Source organism: Maribacter sp. R86514, assembly GCF_044597005.1.
Taxonomy (GTDB): domain Bacteria; phylum Bacteroidota; class Bacteroidia; order Flavobacteriales; family Flavobacteriaceae; genus Maribacter.
The window spans coordinates 3,439,388-3,459,577 of the sequence record NZ_CP138999.1 but is presented as its reverse complement, the minus strand read 5'-3'; the positions used below and the strand labels follow the sequence as shown (position 1 = coordinate 3,459,577).

Annotated in this window: 20 protein-coding genes; 14 read left to right on the top strand and 6 right to left on the bottom strand. The window is 35.3% G+C overall.

The genetic code is table 11. The annotated features are described in order from the left end of the window. Positions 1–2: 2 nt before the first annotated feature. The 10 genes from SJY30_RS15135 (at position 3) to SJY30_RS15090 (ending at position 11,662) form a co-directional block, all read left to right on the top strand. On the top strand, positions 3–764 hold the full coding sequence (locus SJY30_RS15135; RefSeq protein WP_396632971.1) for a tetratricopeptide repeat protein: 762 nt from the start codon (positions 3–5) through the stop codon (positions 762–764). A 56-nt stretch (positions 765–820) separates the two neighbouring features. Continuing rightward, positions 821–1,114, top strand: coding sequence for a hypothetical protein (locus SJY30_RS15130; protein ID WP_396632970.1), 294 nt, complete (start codon positions 821–823; stop codon positions 1,112–1,114). Between the two features lie 68 nt (positions 1,115–1,182). Then, the gene (locus tag SJY30_RS15125) at positions 1,183–2,772 is read left to right on the top strand and encodes a SulP family inorganic anion transporter (protein WP_396632969.1); all 1,590 of its coding nucleotides are present in this window, start codon (positions 1,183–1,185) and stop codon (positions 2,770–2,772) included. 85 nt (positions 2,773–2,857) lie between these two features. Beyond that, positions 2,858–3,487 (top strand): carbonic anhydrase family protein, encoded by a 630-nt coding sequence (locus tag SJY30_RS15120; protein ID WP_396632968.1) that lies wholly within the window; start codon positions 2,858–2,860, stop codon positions 3,485–3,487. Positions 3,488–3,737: 250 nt separating this feature from the next. Next, a complete protein-coding gene (gene pheS / locus SJY30_RS15115) occupies positions 3,738–4,757 on the top strand; it encodes a phenylalanine--tRNA ligase subunit alpha (protein WP_396632967.1) in 1,020 nt (339 codons plus the stop codon). A gap of 9 nt (positions 4,758–4,766) precedes the next feature. After that, positions 4,767–5,162 (top strand): hypothetical protein, encoded by a 396-nt coding sequence (locus SJY30_RS15110; protein WP_396632966.1) that lies wholly within the window; start codon positions 4,767–4,769, stop codon positions 5,160–5,162. Between the two features lie 241 nt (positions 5,163–5,403). Then, the gene (locus tag SJY30_RS15105; RefSeq protein WP_396632965.1) at positions 5,404–5,895 is read left to right on the top strand and encodes a GbsR/MarR family transcriptional regulator; all 492 of its coding nucleotides are present in this window, start codon (positions 5,404–5,406) and stop codon (positions 5,893–5,895) included. Positions 5,896–5,982: 87 nt separating this feature from the next. Next, complete coding sequence (locus tag SJY30_RS15100; RefSeq protein ID WP_396632964.1) at positions 5,983–7,071, top strand: efflux RND transporter periplasmic adaptor subunit; 1,089 nt, start codon at positions 5,983–5,985, stop codon at positions 7,069–7,071. Positions 7,072–7,104: 33 nt separating this feature from the next. Next, the gene (locus SJY30_RS15095) at positions 7,105–10,242 is read left to right on the top strand and encodes an efflux RND transporter permease subunit (protein ID WP_396632963.1); all 3,138 of its coding nucleotides are present in this window, start codon (positions 7,105–7,107) and stop codon (positions 10,240–10,242) included. Positions 10,243–10,258: 16 nt separating this feature from the next. Then, positions 10,259–11,662 carry a TolC family protein gene (locus SJY30_RS15090; RefSeq protein WP_396632962.1) on the top strand — a complete coding sequence of 468 codons (1,404 nt, stop codon included), beginning with the start codon at positions 10,259–10,261 and terminating at the stop codon, positions 11,660–11,662. A 95-nt stretch (positions 11,663–11,757) separates the two neighbouring features. Here the strand turns inward: SJY30_RS15090 and SJY30_RS15085 are convergent, their stop codons facing one another. Further along, the gene (locus SJY30_RS15085) at positions 11,758–12,225 is read right to left on the bottom strand and encodes a CYTH domain-containing protein (RefSeq protein ID WP_396632961.1); all 468 of its coding nucleotides are present in this window, start codon (positions 12,223–12,225) and stop codon (positions 11,758–11,760) included. A 52-nt stretch (positions 12,226–12,277) separates the two neighbouring features. Here SJY30_RS15085 and dinB point away from each other — a divergent pair, with 52 nt between their 5' ends. Together dinB and SJY30_RS15075 are read left to right on the top strand one after the other, a co-directional pair. Continuing rightward, complete coding sequence (dinB, locus tag SJY30_RS15080; protein ID WP_396632960.1) at positions 12,278–13,381, top strand: DNA polymerase IV; 1,104 nt, start codon at positions 12,278–12,280, stop codon at positions 13,379–13,381. 322 nt (positions 13,382–13,703) lie between these two features. Continuing rightward, on the top strand, positions 13,704–14,228 hold the full coding sequence (locus tag SJY30_RS15075; RefSeq protein WP_396632959.1) for a PAS domain-containing protein: 525 nt from the start codon (positions 13,704–13,706) through the stop codon (positions 14,226–14,228). A gap of 72 nt (positions 14,229–14,300) precedes the next feature. Here the strand turns inward: SJY30_RS15075 and pyk are convergent, their stop codons facing one another. From pyk to SJY30_RS15050, 5 genes are all read right to left on the bottom strand, one after another. Then, entirely contained in the window at positions 14,301–15,743 is a 1,443-nt protein-coding gene (gene pyk / locus SJY30_RS15070) for a pyruvate kinase (RefSeq protein WP_396632958.1), read from the bottom strand. Positions 15,744–15,745: 2 nt separating this feature from the next. After that, positions 15,746–16,210 carry an IPExxxVDY family protein gene (locus SJY30_RS15065; RefSeq protein WP_396632957.1) on the bottom strand — a complete coding sequence of 155 codons (465 nt, stop codon included), beginning with the start codon at positions 16,208–16,210 and terminating at the stop codon, positions 15,746–15,748. Between the two features lie 115 nt (positions 16,211–16,325). Further along, positions 16,326–17,060, bottom strand: a complete 735-nt coding sequence (gene rnc / locus SJY30_RS15060) for a ribonuclease III (protein ID WP_396632956.1) — start codon at positions 17,058–17,060, stop codon at positions 16,326–16,328. A gap of 8 nt (positions 17,061–17,068) precedes the next feature. Then, complete coding sequence (gene fabF / locus SJY30_RS15055; RefSeq protein WP_396632955.1) at positions 17,069–18,319, bottom strand: beta-ketoacyl-ACP synthase II; 1,251 nt, start codon at positions 18,317–18,319, stop codon at positions 17,069–17,071. Between the two features lie 106 nt (positions 18,320–18,425). Next, positions 18,426–18,659: an acyl carrier protein gene (locus tag SJY30_RS15050; RefSeq protein WP_008269813.1), complete on the bottom strand. Its 234-nt coding sequence runs from the start codon at positions 18,657–18,659 to the stop codon at positions 18,426–18,428. A 289-nt stretch (positions 18,660–18,948) separates the two neighbouring features. Between SJY30_RS15050 and SJY30_RS15045 the strand changes: the two genes are divergently transcribed. Continuing rightward, positions 18,949–19,524 (top strand): phosphoribosylglycinamide formyltransferase, encoded by a 576-nt coding sequence (locus tag SJY30_RS15045; RefSeq protein WP_396632954.1) that lies wholly within the window; start codon positions 18,949–18,951, stop codon positions 19,522–19,524. Continuing rightward, positions 19,524–20,159, top strand: coding sequence for a viroplasmin family protein (locus tag SJY30_RS15040; RefSeq protein WP_396632953.1), 636 nt, complete (start codon positions 19,524–19,526; stop codon positions 20,157–20,159). Before SJY30_RS15045 ends, SJY30_RS15040 begins: the two co-directional genes overlap by 1 nt. Positions 20,160–20,190 lie beyond the last annotated feature (31 nt).

Genomic DNA, 20,190 nt, shown 5'->3' with positions numbered 1-20,190 from the left:
GTATGTTCAAAAAGCTAGTTACCCTTATCGGCCTTTTTATGGTGCTAATGTGTACCGCTCAGAACGAACAATTGTTTGATAAGGCAACAGAATCCTATAACGCGGGCGAATACGAAAAAGCTACCGAGTATTATTTGAATATACTTGAAAATGGAAAACATTCGTCTGCCTTATACTACAATCTCGGCAACTCGTATTACAAGCAAAATAGAATAGCCGAAAGTATTTATTACTATGAAAAAGCACTGCTTTTATCTCCTAATGACCAAGAGATAAAAACAAACCTAAGCTACGCCCAGAACATGACTATCGATGCCATAGATATTATGCCAGAAACCGGTCTATCTAAATTATACAAGAACATTACCGGCAAATTAACTTTTGATGAATGGGCATATATCGCTGTAGCTTTTATGTTTCTTTTTGTGCTATTGTACATTCTGTTCTATAACTCTGATTATTCTTCAAGAAAGAGGTTGACGTTTATTGGAAGCATTTTAGCTTTATTCTTTTGTATTTTATCTGTTACGTTCGCATATGTACAACGTAACGATTTTGATAAACACAGGCCTGCTATAATTTTTGCGGAAGAAAGTACTGTAAAATCAGAACCGAATAGTAATAGCGAAGAAATATTCGTAATTCATGCAGGAACCAAGGTCAATGTAACGGATGATTTGAATAATTGGAAAAAAATTAAACTTACAGACGGTAAATCGGGATGGATAAAAGAACAAAATCTAAAATTATTAAAGGATTTTTAGCCAATAATTAAGGTTTATTAACTATTTCCGATATCTTTAACCGCATAGTATTTAATATGATATCGGTAGCCCGCGTAACTTTAATTTTATTATGGCTTTTTGCAGTTACTGCTCCAAGCATAATAACGCTATGCGATATTGACAACCCAATTGTAATCACCAATCTTAGCGAAGAAGAACAAGAGTCTGGAAAAAAATCATTTGGCGAAGAAAAATTCGTAAAAGAAAATTCTTTGTTATTCTCCATTGTTTCCGCCTTTGAAAATACTATCATCGACAATACTAATAAGTTGGGCCATCTAGACCTGTATTTAGAAGTATTATCCCCTCCCCCAGATGAAAATGCCTAATAATCCATATTTTCTAATTAACTAAACTAAATGTCCTAAATTGATTAGGACCAAATAATTTTATACACATGTTTAAACATATCAAAAGCGATATTCCATCGAGTATCGTTGTATTTTTCGTCGCATTACCATTATGTCTAGGTATAGCTTTAGCTAGTGGCGCACCCTTGTTTTCTGGATTAATTGCCGGTATTATAGGTGGTATCGTTTTAGGTGCCATGAGTGGCTCAAAAATTGGCGTAAGTGGTCCTGCAGCAGGTTTGGCCGCTATTGTTTTGACCGCCATTGGCACACTGGGTGGTTATGAAAACTTTTTAGTCGCTGTTGTACTAGGTGGTATCATACAAATTGTATTTGGAGTTTTAAAAGCCGGAGTTATTGGCTATTACTTTCCTTCTTCTGTAATTAAGGGAATGCTTACCGGTATCGGTATTATTATTATCCTCAAGCAAATACCCCATTTTTTTGGATACGACTCCGATCCTGAAGGTGATTGGGCATTTTTTCAGGTAGATGGTGAAAATACTTTTTCAGAAATTCTAAATACCGTAAATAATATAAGCCCGGGCGCAACGCTTATCGCTATTATAGGCTTGGCTATACTTTTACTATGGGACAAGGTACTTTCTAAAAAAGGAAAAATATTTCAGTTAATACAAGGCCCGTTGGTCGCAGTTGTTACAGGTATTTTATTTTATGTTTTTACACAAGGCCATGAAGTATTGGGTATATCTGCCGACCATTTGGTAAAAGTACCTGTACCAGATGACCTATCTTCTTTTATCGGCCAGTTCAGCTTTCCAAATTTTGGTGCAATTACAAATCCGCAGGTATGGATTACAGGGTTCACCATTGCATTGGTAGCAAGTCTTGAAACGTTACTTTGTGTAGAAGCTACAGACAAGTTGGATCCTCATAAAAACGTAACTCCTACAAACAGGGAATTATTGGCCCAAGGTGTAGGTAACATTATTTCTGGTATGATAGGTGGTCTTCCTATTACACAAGTTATAGTTAGAAGTTCTGCCAATATACAATCTGGTGGTAGAACAAAATTATCTGCCATAATCCACGGATTCTTATTATTGATTTCCGTTATACTTATACCAACTTTATTGAATATGATTCCGTTATCGGTTTTAGCCGCTATTCTATTTATTGTAGGGTATAAACTAGCAAAGCCAGCTTTATTCATTAAAATGTACAAGCTTGGCTGGAAACAATCCATTCCATTTTTTGTTACCGTTTTAGGTATTGTCTTTACTGATCTTTTAATCGGTATTAGCTTGGGTCTGGCTGTGGGCATCATAGTTATTCTTCTAAAAAACTACCAAAACTCACACTTTCTACATATTGAAGACAAAAGTGATGGTAAACATAAAATTAAAATGACTTTAGCTGAAGAGGTAACCTTCATAAACAAAGGTGCTATTTTAAAAGAATTAGATAGTTTACCGAACGACACTCATTTAACCATAGATATTTTAAAGACAAAATACTTAGATTATGATATTATTGAAATTTTAGAAGACTTTAGCTTAAAAGCCAAAGAAAGAAATATTGACATTAAAATAATTTCAAATAGAGGTGTAGTTGAAAACCCACCTAGTTACATAGAATTTTTTCAACAACCAGAAAAGACAAGTCTAAGTTTATAAAACAAAATTTTATTTATGAGACCTTAAGCATTTGTAAAACATTTATTGCTGCTTAAGAATCATTTTAAAGATAAATACAATATATATGAAAGCACATACTAAAGAAACCCAGGCAACAATGACCCCTTCTAAATCATTGGATTTTTTAAAAGAAGGAAATAAAAGATTTCAAAATAACCTTAAAGCTAACAGAAATCTTTTAGAGCAGGTTAACGACACCAGCGACGGTCAATTTCCGTTTGCAACGATCTTAAGCTGTATAGACTCAAGGGTCTCTGCAGAACTGGTTTTTGACCAAGGACTGGGTGATATTTTTAGCGTTAGAATTGCAGGTAATTTCGTTAATGAAGATATACTTGGCAGCATGGAGTTTGGCTGTAAATTGGCAGGCACTAAGTTAATAGTGGTTTTGGGCCATACTAGTTGTGGTGCCATTAAAGGTGCATGTGACCATGCAAGATTAGGTAATCTAACTGCTTTGATCAACAAAATAGAGCCAGCGGTAGATGCAGTTAAAGAACCTACGGATGAAAGCCAAAGAAATTCTAAGAATCTAGAGTTTGTAGATAGGGTATCAGCGAAAAATGTTGAAATGACCATAGAAAATATTAGAAAGAAAAGTTCGGTTTTGGCTGAAATGGAAGAAAATGGAGAAATTATGATTGTAGGCGCTATGTACGATATTGCATCTGGCGGTGTTGAATTCTATAGCTAAAATAAAATTATTTACACAGTTAAAAACCGGCACATTCAGCCGGTTTTTTAATTTTAAAACACACTATAAATAGTTAATACTTCCTTAGATTTCATTCTTGATATTATCGATAAAATAGTTCACCAGCCCTATTTTTCTTTTTACACGCTACCTAGTAAAACATAATTTATACTTGCATCTCCATCAAAACCAACAAAAACATATCATACCTGTTTTAAAAGTTTTAAATTTGTGCCTTTAATCAACATTCATGATTGATAAGATAAAAGAAGAAATAGCTACAGTAGCATCGTTCACAGCTGACAACTTGGAAGCCGTTGAAACGTTCCGTATTAAATATTTAGGTAAAAAAGGTATTCTTAACGACTTCTTTGCGGAGTTTAAAAATGTACCAAACGAGCAAAAGAAAGAGTTCGGTCAAACTATTAACCAACTTAAAAATGCAGCTACAGAAAAAGTAGAATCTTTAAAACAAACTTTAGAAAGTAACCAGACTGAAGAAAAGGTTTATGGAGATTTAACCAGACCTGGAAATCCTATTGAGCTAGGTTCACGTCATCCTATTTCTATAGTAAAGAATAAGATTATCGATATTTTTTCGAGAATCGGTTTCAATGTATCCGAAGGACCGGAGATTGAAGATGATTGGCATAATTTTACGGCGTTGAACTTACCAGAATATCATCCTGCAAGAGATATGCAAGATACGTTCTTTGTTCAAACAGATCCAGATATACTTTTACGTACACACACTTCTTCTGTGCAAGTGCGTTATATGGAAAACAATCAACCTCCTATTCGTACTATATCTCCAGGTAGGGTATATAGAAACGAAGCTATTTCAGCAAGATCTCATTGTTTCTTTCATCAAGTAGAGGGTTTATATATTGATAAAGATGTTTCTTTTGCCGATTTGAAACAAACCCTACAATACTTCACAGCAGAGCTTTTTGGAAAATCTAAAATTAGACTAAGACCTTCTTACTTTCCTTTTACAGAACCAAGTGCAGAAGTCGATGTTTACTGGGGACTAGAAACGGAAACAGACTATAAAATCACTAAAGGTACTGGTTGGTTAGAGATTGGTGGGTGTGGTATGGTAGATCCAAATGTGCTTACTAATTGTGGCCTAGATCCTGAAATTTATTCTGGCTTTGCTTTTGGTGTCGGTATTGATCGTATTGCTATGCTACTACATCAAATAACAGATATTCGTTTGTTAAGTGAAAATGATTTGCGCTTTTTAGAGCAATTTAAAAGTGCCCTTTAACAATATTTCGTGAAAAAAGATATTGAAATACCCGTTGTAAAAGATGTATATGTTGCCATTATTCGTGAATGGAACGAAGAATTTTTGGACAAAGATTGGAATGCATACATCATTAACGATAGAGATACTACGATTGAAATGACCATGGCCGTATCAAAAGGTTATGACGGTGAACGTAAAACTTCTATTATGAGACATGGTATTGGTATTTTAGAGCCAAAATCCTTTAAAAAAATTGAAGTGGTTCAAGATGACGTGTTAACCTTAAACAATGAATTTTTTATTACCTTCTATGCCGATAACAAATTGTATGACAAACGATTTGTCTTCGAAAAGAATACAGTAAAAGAATCTAACCTTACCACTATTCCTCTAATCGAAAAAGAAGGGATTTACGCAAAATAATCATTTACCATCACTGAAAGTGCTACCTATTTACCGATTAAGGTAATTAGTATCTTATTTAATTGTATCAATCTACATTTTTCTTCTTGATTGTACATCATGTTAATTATCTGTATAACAGTATTCTAAATATTCTTTTCTAATATACTAACATAAACTTAACAAGCTTTAACAAAATTTAAGTTCTTTAAGTTTGCTTACAACCGAACTAACCGTACTTTTGTATCTTCAAAAAAGTTACATGAGTAAAGAAGAGATAAAAAATAAGCTAATTGAGGAGTTCGGAGTTCATTTCGAGTCTGAATATGATCTTCCACCATTGGCCGCAAGAATATTCGCAAATTTAGTTCTCACAGATGAAGATGGTCTAACGTTCGAAGATTGTATAAATAAAAGAGGGGCCAGCAAAAGTTCTATATCAACCTCATTAAATCTTTTATTGCAGATGGATTTCGTAAAATACTTTACAAAATCAGGCGACAGAAAAAGATATTTCAAAGTGGCTGAAAAAAATACATTCTTTATCAAGAAGCTAAATCGTTCTTTAAAAAAACTGGAAAGAGAAAGTGTAATGATTCGTAAGATTTCAGAGTACAACGAACAATTTCGTCCAGAAAGACATGAGGAAAATAAAAATAAGATTACCGTATACAGAAAGTGTATCGATAGCATGTCTGACAATTTGAAAACAACAATTGCTGAATTAAAATTACAACAGAAACAACAAGAATAATTTCTTGTGCCATTTTGGTTCGTTTTTAACAGAACATTCTGAAATAACAAGAAAACAACTATTTAAACAAGTTAACATCCAATTACAATGAAAAAGTTATCAATTATAGGAATACTAAGTGTTATACTCCTTATGAGTTCCTGCTTTGGAACATCAGAAAAACCTGTACCAGGGGCAGCGGCACCACCGCCACCAAGTTTAGCAATTACGACACTTACACCTAAAACGGTTACCATATATAACGAGTTTTCTACCACCCTAGAAGGTAAACAGAATGTAGAAATTTGGCCAAAGGTTTCTGGTTTCGTGCAAAAGGTATTTGTAGAAGAAGGGCAAAAAATTAAAAAGGGTCAGCTGCTTTTTAAATTAGAGACGCAAACTTTAAACCAAGATGCTAACGCTGCAAAAGCTTCTGTTAATGTAGCGCAAGTGGAAGTTGATAAGTTAAAGCCTTTGGTAGATAAGAATATCATTAGCCCAGTGCAATTAGAAACTGCGAAAGCACAACTTGCACAAGCACAAGCAAATTACCAAAGTGTTACCTCTAACATTGGTTATTCTAGAATAACGAGTCCGGTTGATGGATACATTGGCGAAATACCTTTTAAAGTGGGTGCATTGGTAAGTTCAAATATGGGCAAACCTTTAACTACCGTTTCTGATATCAGCGAAGTTCGTGCCTATTTTTCATTGAACGAGAAAGAGCTTTTAAAATTAAACGAGTCTATGCCAAAAAGCGACAATAACTTAATGGACCTTGACAATGCCCCCAAGGTAAATCTTATTATGATCAACGGAGAAGAATACTCAGAGCCTGGAAAAATTGCTATGATCAATACCATTATCAATAGCACCACTGGTAGTGTTACCGCAAGGGCCGACTTTGATAACAAGAACAATTTACTAAGTAGTGGTAGTACAGGTAAAATAAAGTTACCCATTGTATATGACAATGCTTTTGAAATACCACAAACCGCTACCGTAGACCTACAAGGCAAGAAACTTGTCTACGCATTAAAAGATGATAATACGGTCACCACTATACCATTAAAAATAGTTGCCAACACACAACAAGGTTTTCTTGTACAAAATGGGATTGAACCAGGTACAAAAATTGTTATTGAAGGTGTTTCCAAATTAAAAGACGGCATGACCATTGACCCGGTCAAAAAATAATCCGCCATATAAATAACGTATAAAAAAAGAACAATGTTTCAAAGATTTATAGATCGACCCGTACTCTCTACGGTAATCTCGATCATTATAGTCATACTCGGTATTTTAGGTTTAACCACCTTACCTATAGAAGAATATCCAGAAATTGCGCCACCAACGGTACAAGTAACCAGTACCTATACCGGTGCAAATGCAGAGACGGTATTAAAGAGTGTCGTTATACCTTTAGAGGAACAGATCAACGGTGTTGAGAATATGTTATATATGACATCTACCGCAAGTAACGACGGTGCTTCTACCATTAATGTCTTCTTTAAATTAGGTACAGACCCAGATATTGCAGCGGTAAACGTTCAAAACAGGGTTGCAAGGGCAAATAGTGTATTACCCCAAACCGTAGTTCAGACCGGTGTAATTACCCAAAAATCTCAAACCAGTGCATTACTTTTCTTCTCATTATTTTCTGATAATGATGAGTATGACGCAACATTCGTAGAGAACTATGCCAGAATTAATCTTGTACCCAAACTACAACGTATAGAGGGTGTTGGTAATGTTACCGTATTCGGCGCTAAAGATTATTCGATGCGTATTTGGTTGAACCCTGAGAAAATGGCAGCCTACAAGCTTATGCCTTCTGATATTCAAGCAGCATTACGTGAACAAAACCTTGAAGCGGCAACTGGTAAAATCGGCGAGAATGCCGACGGGGTCTATGAGTATGTTTTAAAATACAAAGGCCGTCTTTCTAAAGAGGCAGAATATGAAGATATTATTATTAGAGCTCAAGAAAATGGTCAATTTCTACGTCTTAAAGATGTTGCAGAAGTTGAATTAGGTGCTTTTAATTACGGTACCAAAAACGAAGGTATGGGTAAACCTGGTACCGCAGTTGGTATTTTTCAAACTTCTGGGTCTAATGCAAACGCTATTATTGATGAAATACAAACTATTCTTGATGAGAGTAAAGCAGATTTTCCCAAAGGTTTAGATTATGTTATTCCTTATAACACTAAAGATTTCTTAAGCGCTTCTATTGAGCACGTTATACAGACATTGATTGAGGCATTCCTATTAGTTTTCTTAGTGGTTTTCATCTTTTTACAAGATTTTAGATCTACATTAATTCCTGCTATAGCCGTACCGGTGGCTATTGTTGGTACGTTTTTCTTTTTGTCACTTTTTGGTTACTCGATTAATATGTTGACCTTATTCGCGATGATTCTCGCCATTGGTATCGTAGTTGATGATGCCATTGTAGTAGTCGAAGCGGTACACGCAAAAATGGAGGACGGTGCCACCAATGCTAAAACAGCAACCAAATCGGCCATGTCAGAAATATCAGGTGCCATTATTTCTATCACTTTGGTGATGTCGGCAGTATTTATACCGGTATCTTTCATTAGCGGGTCTTCTGGTGTGTTCTATCAGCAATTTGGTATTACATTGGCCATTGCTATTCTTATTTCTGCAGTGAACGCATTAACATTGAGTCCGGCTTTGGCTGCACTTTTATTAAAGCCACACTATACATCCGAAGGAAAGAAAAAAGGTATTACCAAACGTTTTTTTTCTGCTTTTAATACCGGTTTTGATGCCGTAACCGACAAGTATGTAGGTTCAGTTAAATTCATAGCCAAAAGAAAATGGCTTACATGGATCTCTATTGCCGTGTTTGGTGTCATAGCATATTTGTTGTTCCAATCTACACCTACCGGATTTATTCCGAATGAAGATAAAGCAATTGTATTTGCCGATGTTACCATGCCCCCCGGTACTACTTTAGAACAGACTCAGAAAACGGTTAAAAAATTAGATTCTATTTATCAATCTATGGATATCATAGAGGCTAGAATGAATATTACAGGTTTCAGTATTTTAAATAGTGTAAACGGTGGCTCTTATGGTTTTTCTGTACTTCGCCTTAAAGATTGGGGCGAAAGAAAGGGAGAAGGAGAATCTGTACAAGAAGTTGTTGGTAGTTTATTCGCTAAAACAGCCGGATTGAAAGATGCTAAAATATTCTTTTTTACGCCGCCAAGTGTGCGTGGTTTTGGTAACTCTACCGGATTTGAAATGAATTTACAAAGTAAAGATGCGGATGATTGGCAAACTGTGAACAAAGTGACTAATGACTTTTTGGCCGCTATAAACGATAGACCAGAGGTACAGTATGCCATTACGAACTTCAACGCCAATTTCCCTCAATATGAGTTGGAGATTGATGCGGAAAAAACCAAAATGGCCGGCTTAGCGGTTACAGATATCTTCAGTGCAATGCAAGGATATTACGGTGGATTATATACTACGGATTTTAACAAATTTGGGAAACAATACCGTGTAATGATCCAAGCAAAACCAGAGGATAGAGCAGACGAAAATTCATTGAACCATATTTTTGTTACAAATGCAAATAGGGAATCTGTGGCTGTGTCACAATTTGTATCGCTCAATAAAATTTATGGTCCAGAAGTAGTAAGCAGATTTAACTTATTAAGTTCTGTAAAAGTTAACGGCGCCATGAACCCCGGGTATTCGACTGGTGATGCGATCAAAGCCATTGAAGAGGTCGCTGCAGAGGTTTTACCTAATAACTATACGTATGAATACTCTGGTTTGACCAAAGAGGAAAACAGTGCGGGTAGCCAAACGATTATCATTTTCATGTTGAGTTTAGTATTTGTTTACTTCTTGTTGAGTGCCCAATATGAATCATATATTCTACCATTATCAATCTTACTTTCATTACCTATAGGTATTGCAGGTGCTATTGGTTTTGTTAGCTTGGCAGGTCTAGAAAATAATATCTATTTCCAAATTGCATTGATCATGCTTATTGGCCTACTTTCTAAAAATGCCATTCTTATCGTAGAGTTAGCATTGCAGCGTAGAAGAGATGGTATGTCTATTATTGACTCGGCCATAGATGGTGCAAAAGCACGACTTAGACCTATACTAATGACCTCTTTTGCCTTTATTCTTGGTTTAATGCCATTGGCATTGTCAACAGGTATTGGAGCAGTAGGCAACCGGTCTATTGGTATGAGTGCCGTTGGTGGTATGTTAATAGGTACCATTTTTGGGGTATTCGTTATACCGGCACTATATGTTATTTTCCAAACTATTCAAGAGCGTATTACAGGTACGCCACAAGATGTTATCGAAGAATAAAAGAACTATAGAAATCATGAACAAATTAGTAACTAATAAACTTCTACTGGTAGCGATACTTCCGCTTTTTTTGCAGTCTTGTTTTACTGCAAAAACGTACGAACGCCCCAGTCTAGAAACAGAAAATCTGTACAGAACAGATAACTTGCCAAAAGACAGTGTCTCTTTTGCGTCAATTTCATACAAGGATCTTTTTACAGATACCTACTTAAAAACCTATATTGAAAGAGGACTGCAAAACAATCTTGATATTAGAATTGCCTTGCAGAATATCGCTGCCGCAGAAGCATATGTAAAACAGGGTAAGGCAGGTTATCTGCCCACCTTGAACGGTGCTGCTAGCGCTACAAGAACTGCCAGAACCAGTGAAAACGGACAGTTTGGTAGTTTTTTCACAGAACCTTTCAATCAATTTGAAATGTCGGGCTCCGTTTCATGGGAAGCCGATATTTGGGGCAAAATAAGAAGTACAAAGCGTGCTAGTGATGCAAGCTACCTACAGACGGTAGCTGCCCATAGGGCGGTAAAAACAAGGTTGGTCGCACAAATTGCCACTACCTATTATCAATTATTGGCTTTAGATAAACAGATTGCGGTAACCGAAGAAACTATTGAGACACGTTCCAAGAGTTTAGAAACCATTACTGCATTAAAGGAAGCAGGGCAAGAAAACCAAGTTGGGGTAGACCAAACTGCAGCACAATTGTATAGTGCGCAAAGTCAATTATTAGATCTTAAGAATCTACAATACCAAGCTGAGAATACATTGAGTATTTTGCTAAGTGAAGAACCGAAAGATTATACTCGCGGCACGTTAGATGAGCAGACACTACCTAGTGATTTAAAACTTGGTGTACCTGCTTTATTATTGAGCAATAGGCCAGATTTAATGCAAGCTGAATATAGCCTGGTAAATAGTTTTGAACTCACCAATGTTGCCCGAAGTAATTTTTATCCTTCAATTACACTTTCTGCCCAAGGTGGCTTTCAAAGTTTAGAAATTGATAATTGGATAGATTCTAGTTCTATTTTCGCAAATTTAATAGGTGGCTTAACTCAACCTATTTTTAATGGTAGAAATATAAGAACTGCTTACGAGGTTGCCAAAGCACAACAGGAACAAACGTTATTAAACTTTAAAAAAATACTATTAACCGCTGGTAAAGAAGTCTCTGAAGCTTTATATGATTACAATATTTCTGTTGAAAAAGAAGTGTTCGTGAGTAAACAAGTGGTTGCCCTAAAAAGAGCTGAAACCAATTCTGAAGAATTATTGAACAGTGGTTATCTAACTTATTTAGATCTTTTAACGGCTAGAGAAAATTCTTTGAACGCCGAACTCAACTTAGTGGACAATAAATTTTCTCAACTATCGGCTACTGTTGAGCTTTATCGTTCTCTTGGTGGCGGCTGGCAATAGCACTTTTAAAAATCAGTACTTATTATAAAAGGGTCGATATTTATATATCGACCCTTTTGTAATACTAAATATCACTACCAATTAGAAGGTAGATTTTACCAGTTTTTATACGGATTTCCGCTTAGTTGAGAATTGTAATATTTAATCTCGCCTGTTACCTCAGCACCCAACCAAATAGGTTTCTTAAACGCTTCATTTTCATCGTTAAGTTCTATTTCGGCGATAGTCAATCCTATATTATCACCAAAGAATTCATCAACTTCATAAACATGGTTTCCAACGGTAATTTCATATCTAAATTTATCTAGAATTCCTTTTTCACATAATTTCAAAAGAGCATCGGCTTCTTCTACAGTAATTTCTTTTTCCCATTCAAACCTAGAAGTGCCAGAGGTATTCGATTTTCCTTTTACGGTTAAGAAACCAGTATCTCCTTTAATTCTAACCCTAACCGTTCTACTAGGATCCGTATTTAAAAAACCTTGAACAATGCGTGTTTTAGATGTTGCTTCAGACTTATAATCGACTGATTTCACCAAAAATTTACGCTCTATTTCTATCATATGAATGGTTAAAACTACTATCTAAAAACTAAGATAAGTCTTAAATTTGCTTATGCCCAATGAAATGCCCCTTCGAAAAATTATTCATGTTGATATGGATGCTTTTTATGCATCTGTTGAAGAGTTGGATAATCCCGATTTAAAAGGGAAACCCCTGGCAGTAGGTGGCAGTGAAAAAAGAGGTGTAGTATCCGCAGCCAATTATGAAGCTCGCAAGTTTGGGGTACGAAGTGCCATGAGCGGATTTCAAGCTAAAAAAAACTGCCCACACTTGACCTTTGTTAAACCTAGGTTTGAACGGTACAAGGAAATTTCAAAACAAATACGAGCTATTTTCTTTGAGTATACAGATTTGGTTGAGCCTCTATCTTTAGATGAAGCTTATCTTGATGTTACGGTCAATAAAAAAGGAAATCCCTCGGCTACTATGTTGGCCACTGAAATACGACAAAGTATATTAGAGAAAACAGGCTTAAATGCATCCGCAGGTATATCAATCAATAAGTTTATTGCTAAAGTTGCCAGCGATATCAATAAACCAAACGGACAAAAAACAGTAAACCCGGAAGAGGTAATTCCTTTCTTAGAAGAATTAGATATACGTAAGTTCTATGGTGTAGGTAAAGTAACTGCCGAAAAAATGTATAAGCTGGGTATTTTTACCGGTAGTGACCTAAAATCAAAATCAATCGAATTTCTAGCAGAGCATTTTGGTAAGAGCGGTCCTTACTATTACCACGTAGTTCGTGGTATTCATAATAGCAAAGTTAAACCACATCGCATACCAAAATCAGTTGGTGCAGAACGTACTTTCAATGAAAACCTCAGCAGCGAGGTTTTTATGCTAGAGCGTTTAGAGCATATTGCAAAAGAACTTGAAAGAAGATTGACGAAATCTAAGGTAGCAGGTAAAACTATAACGCTGAAAATAAAATACAGCGATTTCACCTTGAACACAAGAAGTAAAACAATGCCCTATTTTATTGCCGATAAAGACCTTATATTAGAAACTGCAAGAGACCTTTTGTATCAAGAGGAGCTACAAAACTCGGTTAGACTATTAGGAATCTCATTATCTAATTTAAATACAGAAGATAAGAAAACTAAAAAAGTTGATGATAAATCAATTTTGGTACAATTAAAATTTGATTTTTAATTACTGTCATACATAAGTAAAACAATTTCTTTAATCCAGCTTGTTATACCCATATTAAGTCTTTTGTGCACGATAAAATTGGCATATCTACAAACTAAAAATGACTTTCGCATACACGTATTTCTTATAAAATGATACATTTTTGGAGAAAAACAACCTCATTAATGTTCAACATTTTCATTCCATTTTAATACTATAGTTATTATAATTTAAACATTTTTACTAATCCTCTCTTAAAATTATAGCCCTTTAAAGTAATTTTTTAGCTTTATAACAAATTGCTACGAAAAAGAAAATTTAATTAAAATCTAAACTACAGAGAATGATAGATTTAAAAGATTACGACAATGCTGTAATCAAGTTTAGAAAAAGCTTGAACTTTGCTATGTTACCCGTTCTTTCTTGGGACTTCTATTCTTCTAGTTACGAAGAAATAAAACAAACCGAAGAAGATGCCGCTACCTTATTAAGGTTGGTTTCTTCCAATTCTTGGAATATTGACACCGAAATTCTTGACACTAAATTAAAGGCCGATAAGAATGTTGTGGTTGTCACAGACGCCAAATTGAATATTGTTTTTGCCACCCAAAATATGTGGAACATGAGTCAATACCACCCAGAAGAAATTATAGGTAAAAATCCAAAAATGTTTCAGGGCAATTTGACAAACACCTCAACTTTAAAGATCGTCTCAGATGCTGTTAAAGAGAAGAGACCTTTTGAAGTTACCGTTGTAAATTATAAAAAAGATGGGTCTACTTATAAGTGCTGGATTCAAGGACAGCCAATTTTTAACAAGAAAGGCGATGTTGTCAATTTTATAGCTTTTGAAAAAGAGGTTGCTTAATCTACATATTATAAATATAAAAAAGGGTCGCTAAATAGCGACCCTTTTTTTCTTCTATATATTAAAACACGATTAGATATCGCCAGACTCTATTTCGCTTACCCTTAATGTATTCACCATACCTTTATCTTTAATAGGCATTGCGGCAAGACTAATGATCATATCACCTACCTGTAGATAACCTTTATTGAAAGCTATGCGGTTTACATCATCTACCGTATCATCAGTAGATACAAATTTATCATAGTAGAAAGCTTTTACGCCCCAAAGTAAATTCAATTGTGTAAGTATTCTTCTGTTCGAAGTAAATACTAGAATATGTGCACTTGGTCTCCAAGCTGAAATTTGAAAAGCAGTATAGCCACTGTTCGTTAAAGTAGAAATCGCTTTTGCCTTAATATCGTTTGCCATTGTAGCTGCATGATAACAAATCGACTTGGTAATAAATCTTTTTGTACGAATATGTGGTGGATCATGCGGTACGTGAATTAAGTCTGATCCCTCTACACTTTCTAAAATGCTCGACATTTTTTCAATAACCTGTACAGGATAATTACCAACAGAGGTTTCCCCAGATAACATTACCGCATCTGCACCATCCATTACTGAATTTGCAACATCATTTACTTCTGCTCTTGTTGGCGTAAGACTAGTGATCATTGTCTCCATCATTTGAGTAGCAATAATTACCGGTATTCTAGCTTTTTTAGCTCTTAGTACCAATTGCTTTTGAATCAATGGAACCTCTTGAGCAGGAACTTCAACACCCAAATCTCCACGAGCTACCATTAAGCCATCACAATACGCAACAATTTTATCTATATTCTCTACAGCCTCTGGCTTTTCTATTTTAGCAATGATCGGAATTTTATGCTCAGAATGCTTATTGATGATATTTTGAAGATCAATTAAATCTTGACTGAAACGAACAAAAGAAAGTGCGATCCAATCTACCTCTAAAGAAATAGCGAATTCAGCATCTTTAATATCCTTCGGAGTAAGTGCCGGTAAAGAGATATTAGTATTCGGTAAGTTTACACCCTTCTTAGATTTCAACGGACCACCTTGTATTACTTTGGCAAGAACCTCATCTTCTCCATTTGTTTTTACAACCTCGAACATTAATTTACCATCATCTAAAAGAATACGCTCCCCAGCTTTTACATCTCTCGGGAATTCTTTGTAATTCATGTAAACTCGTTCGGCAGAACCTTCAAAAGGCTCACCAGTTACAAATGTTATTTCATCACCTGGGCTAACTACAACGTCACCTGCCATTACGCCTACACGTAATTTTGGTCCTTGTAAATCTGCTAAAATAGATGTGTACGTATCCATTTCATCATTTAGCTCACGTATCATAGTTACGCGTTCTTTTACGTCATCGTAATCTGCATGAGAAAAGTTAATTCTGAATACATCTACTCCTGCATCAATCATGCTCCTGAGTACCTCTTTCTTGCTAGTTGCAGGACCTAATGTCGCTACAATTTTCGTCTTTTTTACAGTTGGCATATTTAAAAAATTAGATTGTTCTTTGATTTTAGTTTGTCAGTACTTATTTCATATGCTGCCATAACCCTGGGCAACATTAATATGTTCTTTATTAAGGCGTTGATATCAACATCCTTCTCTGTTTCTATTTTTAATAGATAGTCAACATCCTTATACTCAGGTATGAGCCTAGGCATTTTATATGTTGTTTCATTCTTAAATAAATCGTCATGGACTATGAGCTCTTTTTCAGTACTATGATTGGCAATCAATACCCAATACATATCATTATACTCATCTTCCCAATCAAAAATGGGAAACGATTTATTCTCGTCAAGAATAAAATTTTTTTTTGCTCTTACAAATTTTGCCTTAATAGTTTTATTTAAGCCGTAGGCCAATGCAAAATCTTCCAAGGTAGTGTGTAAAGCTATAAGGCTAAAAGATTCATCATAAAAATCATCATTTATTTTATAAGTCGTAGCCATACTTCAACAAAAGGGTAAATATAGAACTTCTAAGCTATAAAGCCTAGTTAGATAAATTGATAAAAACACATTAAAAGTTATTAAAATGTTAGCTTTTTATCATTTTGTTAAGTGATTAGTTCCCCATTTTATCCTGCAGGGCAAAAAAGGCTCTTTTTGAGGCTCTTTCTTCAGCTTTCTTTTTTGAGGTAGCCCTTGCCTTTGCAACGACATCGCCCCCTATTGAAAGTTTAACGGCAAAATGCTTTAAAGGATCATTGCCCGTGTCTTCGTAAACATCAAAATCAAAAGATTTCTTTTTCTTCTGACACCATTCGATTACCAAGCTTTTATAGCTTATAACCCTACCTTCTAATTGCTCAATATCAACATAAGGATCTACGACTCGCTTATAGATGAATTTTTCGCAATATTTATAACCGCGATCCAAATAAATGGCCCCTACCAAGGCTTCAAATACATTACCATGTATATTTTGACCAAAGTGAGATTTAGGAATCCTACTTTCCACAAAATTAATCAACCCAAGGTCTTTGCCCAATTCATTTAAGTGCTCTCTACTTACAATTTTAGATCGCATTTTAGTAAGGTAACCCTCATCACCCTCTGGCACTTCATTATAAAGGTGTTTAGATATTATGGTACCTAGCATAGAATCTCCTAAAAATTCTAAGCGTTCATAATTCATTGCATTACCCTCTTCATCTTTTTTATTCATCGACCTATGAAGAAAGGCTTTTTTGTAAAAAGATAAAGTTTTGGGCTTAAAACCTAAGATTTTGGTTATTCCCAAAAAAAAATCCCCATCCTCTTTTGGATGGGAATTAAATAAGTTTGCGGGAAACGACATAAAACTAATTAATCGATTTTCTTAAAAACCACACATGCATTATGTCCTCCAAAACCGAATGTGTTGCTCATAGCAACCTTTACATCTCGTTTTTGAGCTTTGTTCAATGTAAGGTTTAAACTAGGGTCTATATTTTCGTCTACCGTTGTATGGTTAATTGTTGGTGGTACCATACCATGCTCCATTGCCAATATCGATGCAATTGCCTCGATAGCGCCCGCCGCACCTAATAAGTGACCGGTCATAGACTTGGTAGAATTGATATTTATTTTCTTTGCATGGTCACCAAATACCTTAGTAATTGCCTTAAGTTCAGCAACATCACCTAAAGGTGTAGAAGTACCATGTGTATTAATGGCATCTACGTCTTCAATTGACATTCCTGCATCTCTTAAACAGTTTTCCATTACCCTGACTACACCAATACCATCTGGGTGTGGTGCCGTCATATGGTAAGCATCACTTGACATACCGCCACCTGCTACTTCTGCATATATCTTTGCTCCTCTAGCAACAGCATGCTCATATTCTTCAAGAACCAAAGCTCCTGCTCCTTCTCCTAAAACAAAACCGTCTCTGGTCGCATCAAAAGGTCTTGAAGCCGTTTCTGGGCTATCGTTTCTTGTAGATAATGCATGCATTGCTCCAAAACCACCCATACCAGCAATAGTCACAGCTGCTTCACTACCACCTGTTACAATAACATCGCAATGACCTAATCGTATATAGTTCAAGGCATCTATCATTGCATTGGCCGAAGAGGCACATGCTGAAACCGTTGTATAGTTAGGCCCCATAAAACCATGTTTTATAGATATGTTACCCGGTGCTATATCGGCAATCATCTTTGGTATAAAGAATGGATTGAATCTTGGTGTACCGTCACCGTTGGCAAAATTCATGACCTCGTTCTGGAAAGTTTCCAATCCTCCGATGCCTGCTCCCCAAATTACACCAACACGAAATTTATCTACTTTTTCTAAATCTAATTTAGAATCAAGAATAGCTTCATCAGAAGATACAAGTGCATACTGTGCAAATCTATCTAACTTACGGCCTTCTTTTCTTTCAAAGTGATCTTCGGTCTTGTAATTCTTTAGCTCACATGCGAATTTTACCTTGAATTTTTCTGTATCGTAATAAGTAATTGGAGCTGAGCCACTTTTACCGTTGACTAGTGCATTCCAATACTCTTCAATATTATTACCTATTGGGGTAAGTGCCCCCAAACCTGTAACTACAACTCGCTTTAACTGCATTTAACTTTTATTTGTTTAAATCTAAACCAAGCGTAAATTAAAAAAAATTATCCATGCGGAGCGTTTACCACATGGATAATTTGAATTCTATTTAAGAAAACATGCTTTACTTCGCTTCTTCTATATAGCTGATCGCTTGACCAACAGTTGCGATATTCTCAGCTTGATCGTCTGGAATTTGAATATCAAATTCTTTTTCGAACTCCATTATCAACTCTACTGTGTCTAATGAATCTGCGCCTAAATCGTTAGTAAAGCTAGCCTCGGTTACCACTTCGTTCTCATCAACTCCTAATTTATCAACGATGATAGCTTTAACTCTTGATGCAATGTCTGACATAATAATATTTGTTTTAAAAATTTAAATTGAAGGCAAAAATAAAAAACTTTGGTTTAATTACACTAATTGTCGTTAAAATGTATGGTAATTTAATAAAATTAAAGACATGTGCTGTAATTTTACCATATTAATATTTTGTTTCGGTAACGTTGATAAAAGGTATTGAAAAGTAGTGAGGTATTAGAACTGTAAATGATAATCGTTTTTTTCTAAATTCTGACAAGCTTTAAATTTGCTTTATTTGCCGAACTTAATTTTATTGTACGCTCTCTAAAAAAGACCACTTCTATTGAAAACCAAAAAAATTATTCTTTTTGCCTCAGGTTCTGGATCTAATGTTGAAAACATTGCCAACTATTTTAAACTCCGCAAAGATGTTACTATATGCTGTGTATTAACTAACAAAAGCGATGCCAAAGTCATTGAACGCTGTAACAGACTTGAAATAAACGCTCTATTTTTTAACAGACAGGCATTCTCTAAAAGCGACTTTATTCTAAATATGTTGCAATCTTTAGAACCCGACCTTATAGTGTTGGCCGGCTTTTTATGGAAAATTCCTGAATCTATCACCAAAGCTTTCCCTAAGCAGATCATAAATATACATCCTGCGTTATTACCTAAATATGGCGGTAAGGGTATGTACGGCATGAACGTTCATAACGCAGTTAAGGAACATAAAGAGACTGAAACCGGTATTACTATACATTATGTAAATGCACATTATGATGAAGGTGCTATAATTAAACAGGCAAAAGCGAACATTGATCAAGACGACACCGCAAATGATATTGCCGCTAAAGTCCACCAATTAGAATATGAATACTTCCCAAAAGTTATTGACGAAATTTTATCGAAACAATAATGGCGAAAAAGGGAAAATTCTATGTGGTTTGGAAAGGCAAAAAGCCAGGTATTTTTGATTCTTGGAAAGAATGCAAAAAATCTATTTCAAATTATGCCGGTGCAGAATATAAATCTTTTGAATCTTTTGAGGTCGCCAAAAAAGCCTACAATGGCAATTATGCCGATTTCAAAGGAAATAAAAAAACAACTTCTACCTTATCTAAAGAAGAACTGGCAAAAATAGGTTTACCAAATTACCATTCTATTTCTGTTGATGCGGCATCTAGTGGAAATCCCGGAGTTATGGAATACCAAGGTGTTGATACCAAAACGGGCAAAAAATTGTTCAAACAAGGTCCCTTTACTCAAGGCACCAACAATATCGGTGAATTTTTAGCTTTGGTTCACGGACTAGCGTTTTTAAAAGAGCGTAATAGCGACCGTATCATATACACAGATTCTAGAACCGCCATGAGTTGGGTTAGAAAAAAGAAATGCAACACTAAACTGACATCATCTGCCAAAAACAAAAACCTTTTTGAACTTATAGCGAGAGCTGAAGATTGGTTAAAGAAAAATAAATACACTACGGTTATCGTAAAATGGGAAACAAAGGCTTGGGGAGAAATTCCTGCTGATTTTGGTAGGAAATAATTGGCATTTTATATCAACAATTCGCCTTTGA

Coding starts and splice junctions, on each gene's coding strand:
- SJY30_RS15085 (WP_396632961.1), bottom strand. CDS start 12,225: ATGATAGAAATAGAGCGTAAATTTTTGGTGAAATCAGTCGATTATAAG.
- SJY30_RS15095 (WP_396632963.1), top strand. CDS start 7,105: ATGTTTCAAAGATTTATAGATCGACCCGTACTCTCTACGGTAATCTCG.
- SJY30_RS15100 (WP_396632964.1), top strand. CDS start 5,983: ATGAAAAAGTTATCAATTATAGGAATACTAAGTGTTATACTCCTTATG.
- rnc (WP_396632956.1), bottom strand. CDS start 17,060: ATGTCGTTTCCCGCAAACTTATTTAATTCCCATCCAAAAGAGGATGGG.
- pheS (WP_396632967.1), top strand. CDS start 3,738: ATGATTGATAAGATAAAAGAAGAAATAGCTACAGTAGCATCGTTCACA.
- SJY30_RS15130 (WP_396632970.1), top strand. CDS start 821: ATGATATCGGTAGCCCGCGTAACTTTAATTTTATTATGGCTTTTTGCA.
- SJY30_RS15125 (WP_396632969.1), top strand. CDS start 1,183: ATGTTTAAACATATCAAAAGCGATATTCCATCGAGTATCGTTGTATTT.
- fabF (WP_396632955.1), bottom strand. CDS start 18,319: ATGCAGTTAAAGCGAGTTGTAGTTACAGGTTTGGGGGCACTTACCCCA.
- SJY30_RS15135 (WP_396632971.1), top strand. CDS start 3: ATGTTCAAAAAGCTAGTTACCCTTATCGGCCTTTTTATGGTGCTAATG.
- SJY30_RS15105 (WP_396632965.1), top strand. CDS start 5,404: ATGAGTAAAGAAGAGATAAAAAATAAGCTAATTGAGGAGTTCGGAGTT.
- dinB (WP_396632960.1), top strand. CDS start 12,278: ATGCCCAATGAAATGCCCCTTCGAAAAATTATTCATGTTGATATGGAT.
- SJY30_RS15090 (WP_396632962.1), top strand. CDS start 10,259: ATGAACAAATTAGTAACTAATAAACTTCTACTGGTAGCGATACTTCCG.
- SJY30_RS15065 (WP_396632957.1), bottom strand. CDS start 16,210: ATGGCTACGACTTATAAAATAAATGATGATTTTTATGATGAATCTTTT.
- pyk (WP_396632958.1), bottom strand. CDS start 15,743: ATGCCAACTGTAAAAAAGACGAAAATTGTAGCGACATTAGGTCCTGCA.
- SJY30_RS15075 (WP_396632959.1), top strand. CDS start 13,704: ATGATAGATTTAAAAGATTACGACAATGCTGTAATCAAGTTTAGAAAA.
- SJY30_RS15040 (WP_396632953.1), top strand. CDS start 19,524: ATGGCGAAAAAGGGAAAATTCTATGTGGTTTGGAAAGGCAAAAAGCCA.
- SJY30_RS15050 (WP_008269813.1), bottom strand. CDS start 18,659: ATGTCAGACATTGCATCAAGAGTTAAAGCTATCATCGTTGATAAATTA.
- SJY30_RS15120 (WP_396632968.1), top strand. CDS start 2,858: ATGAAAGCACATACTAAAGAAACCCAGGCAACAATGACCCCTTCTAAA.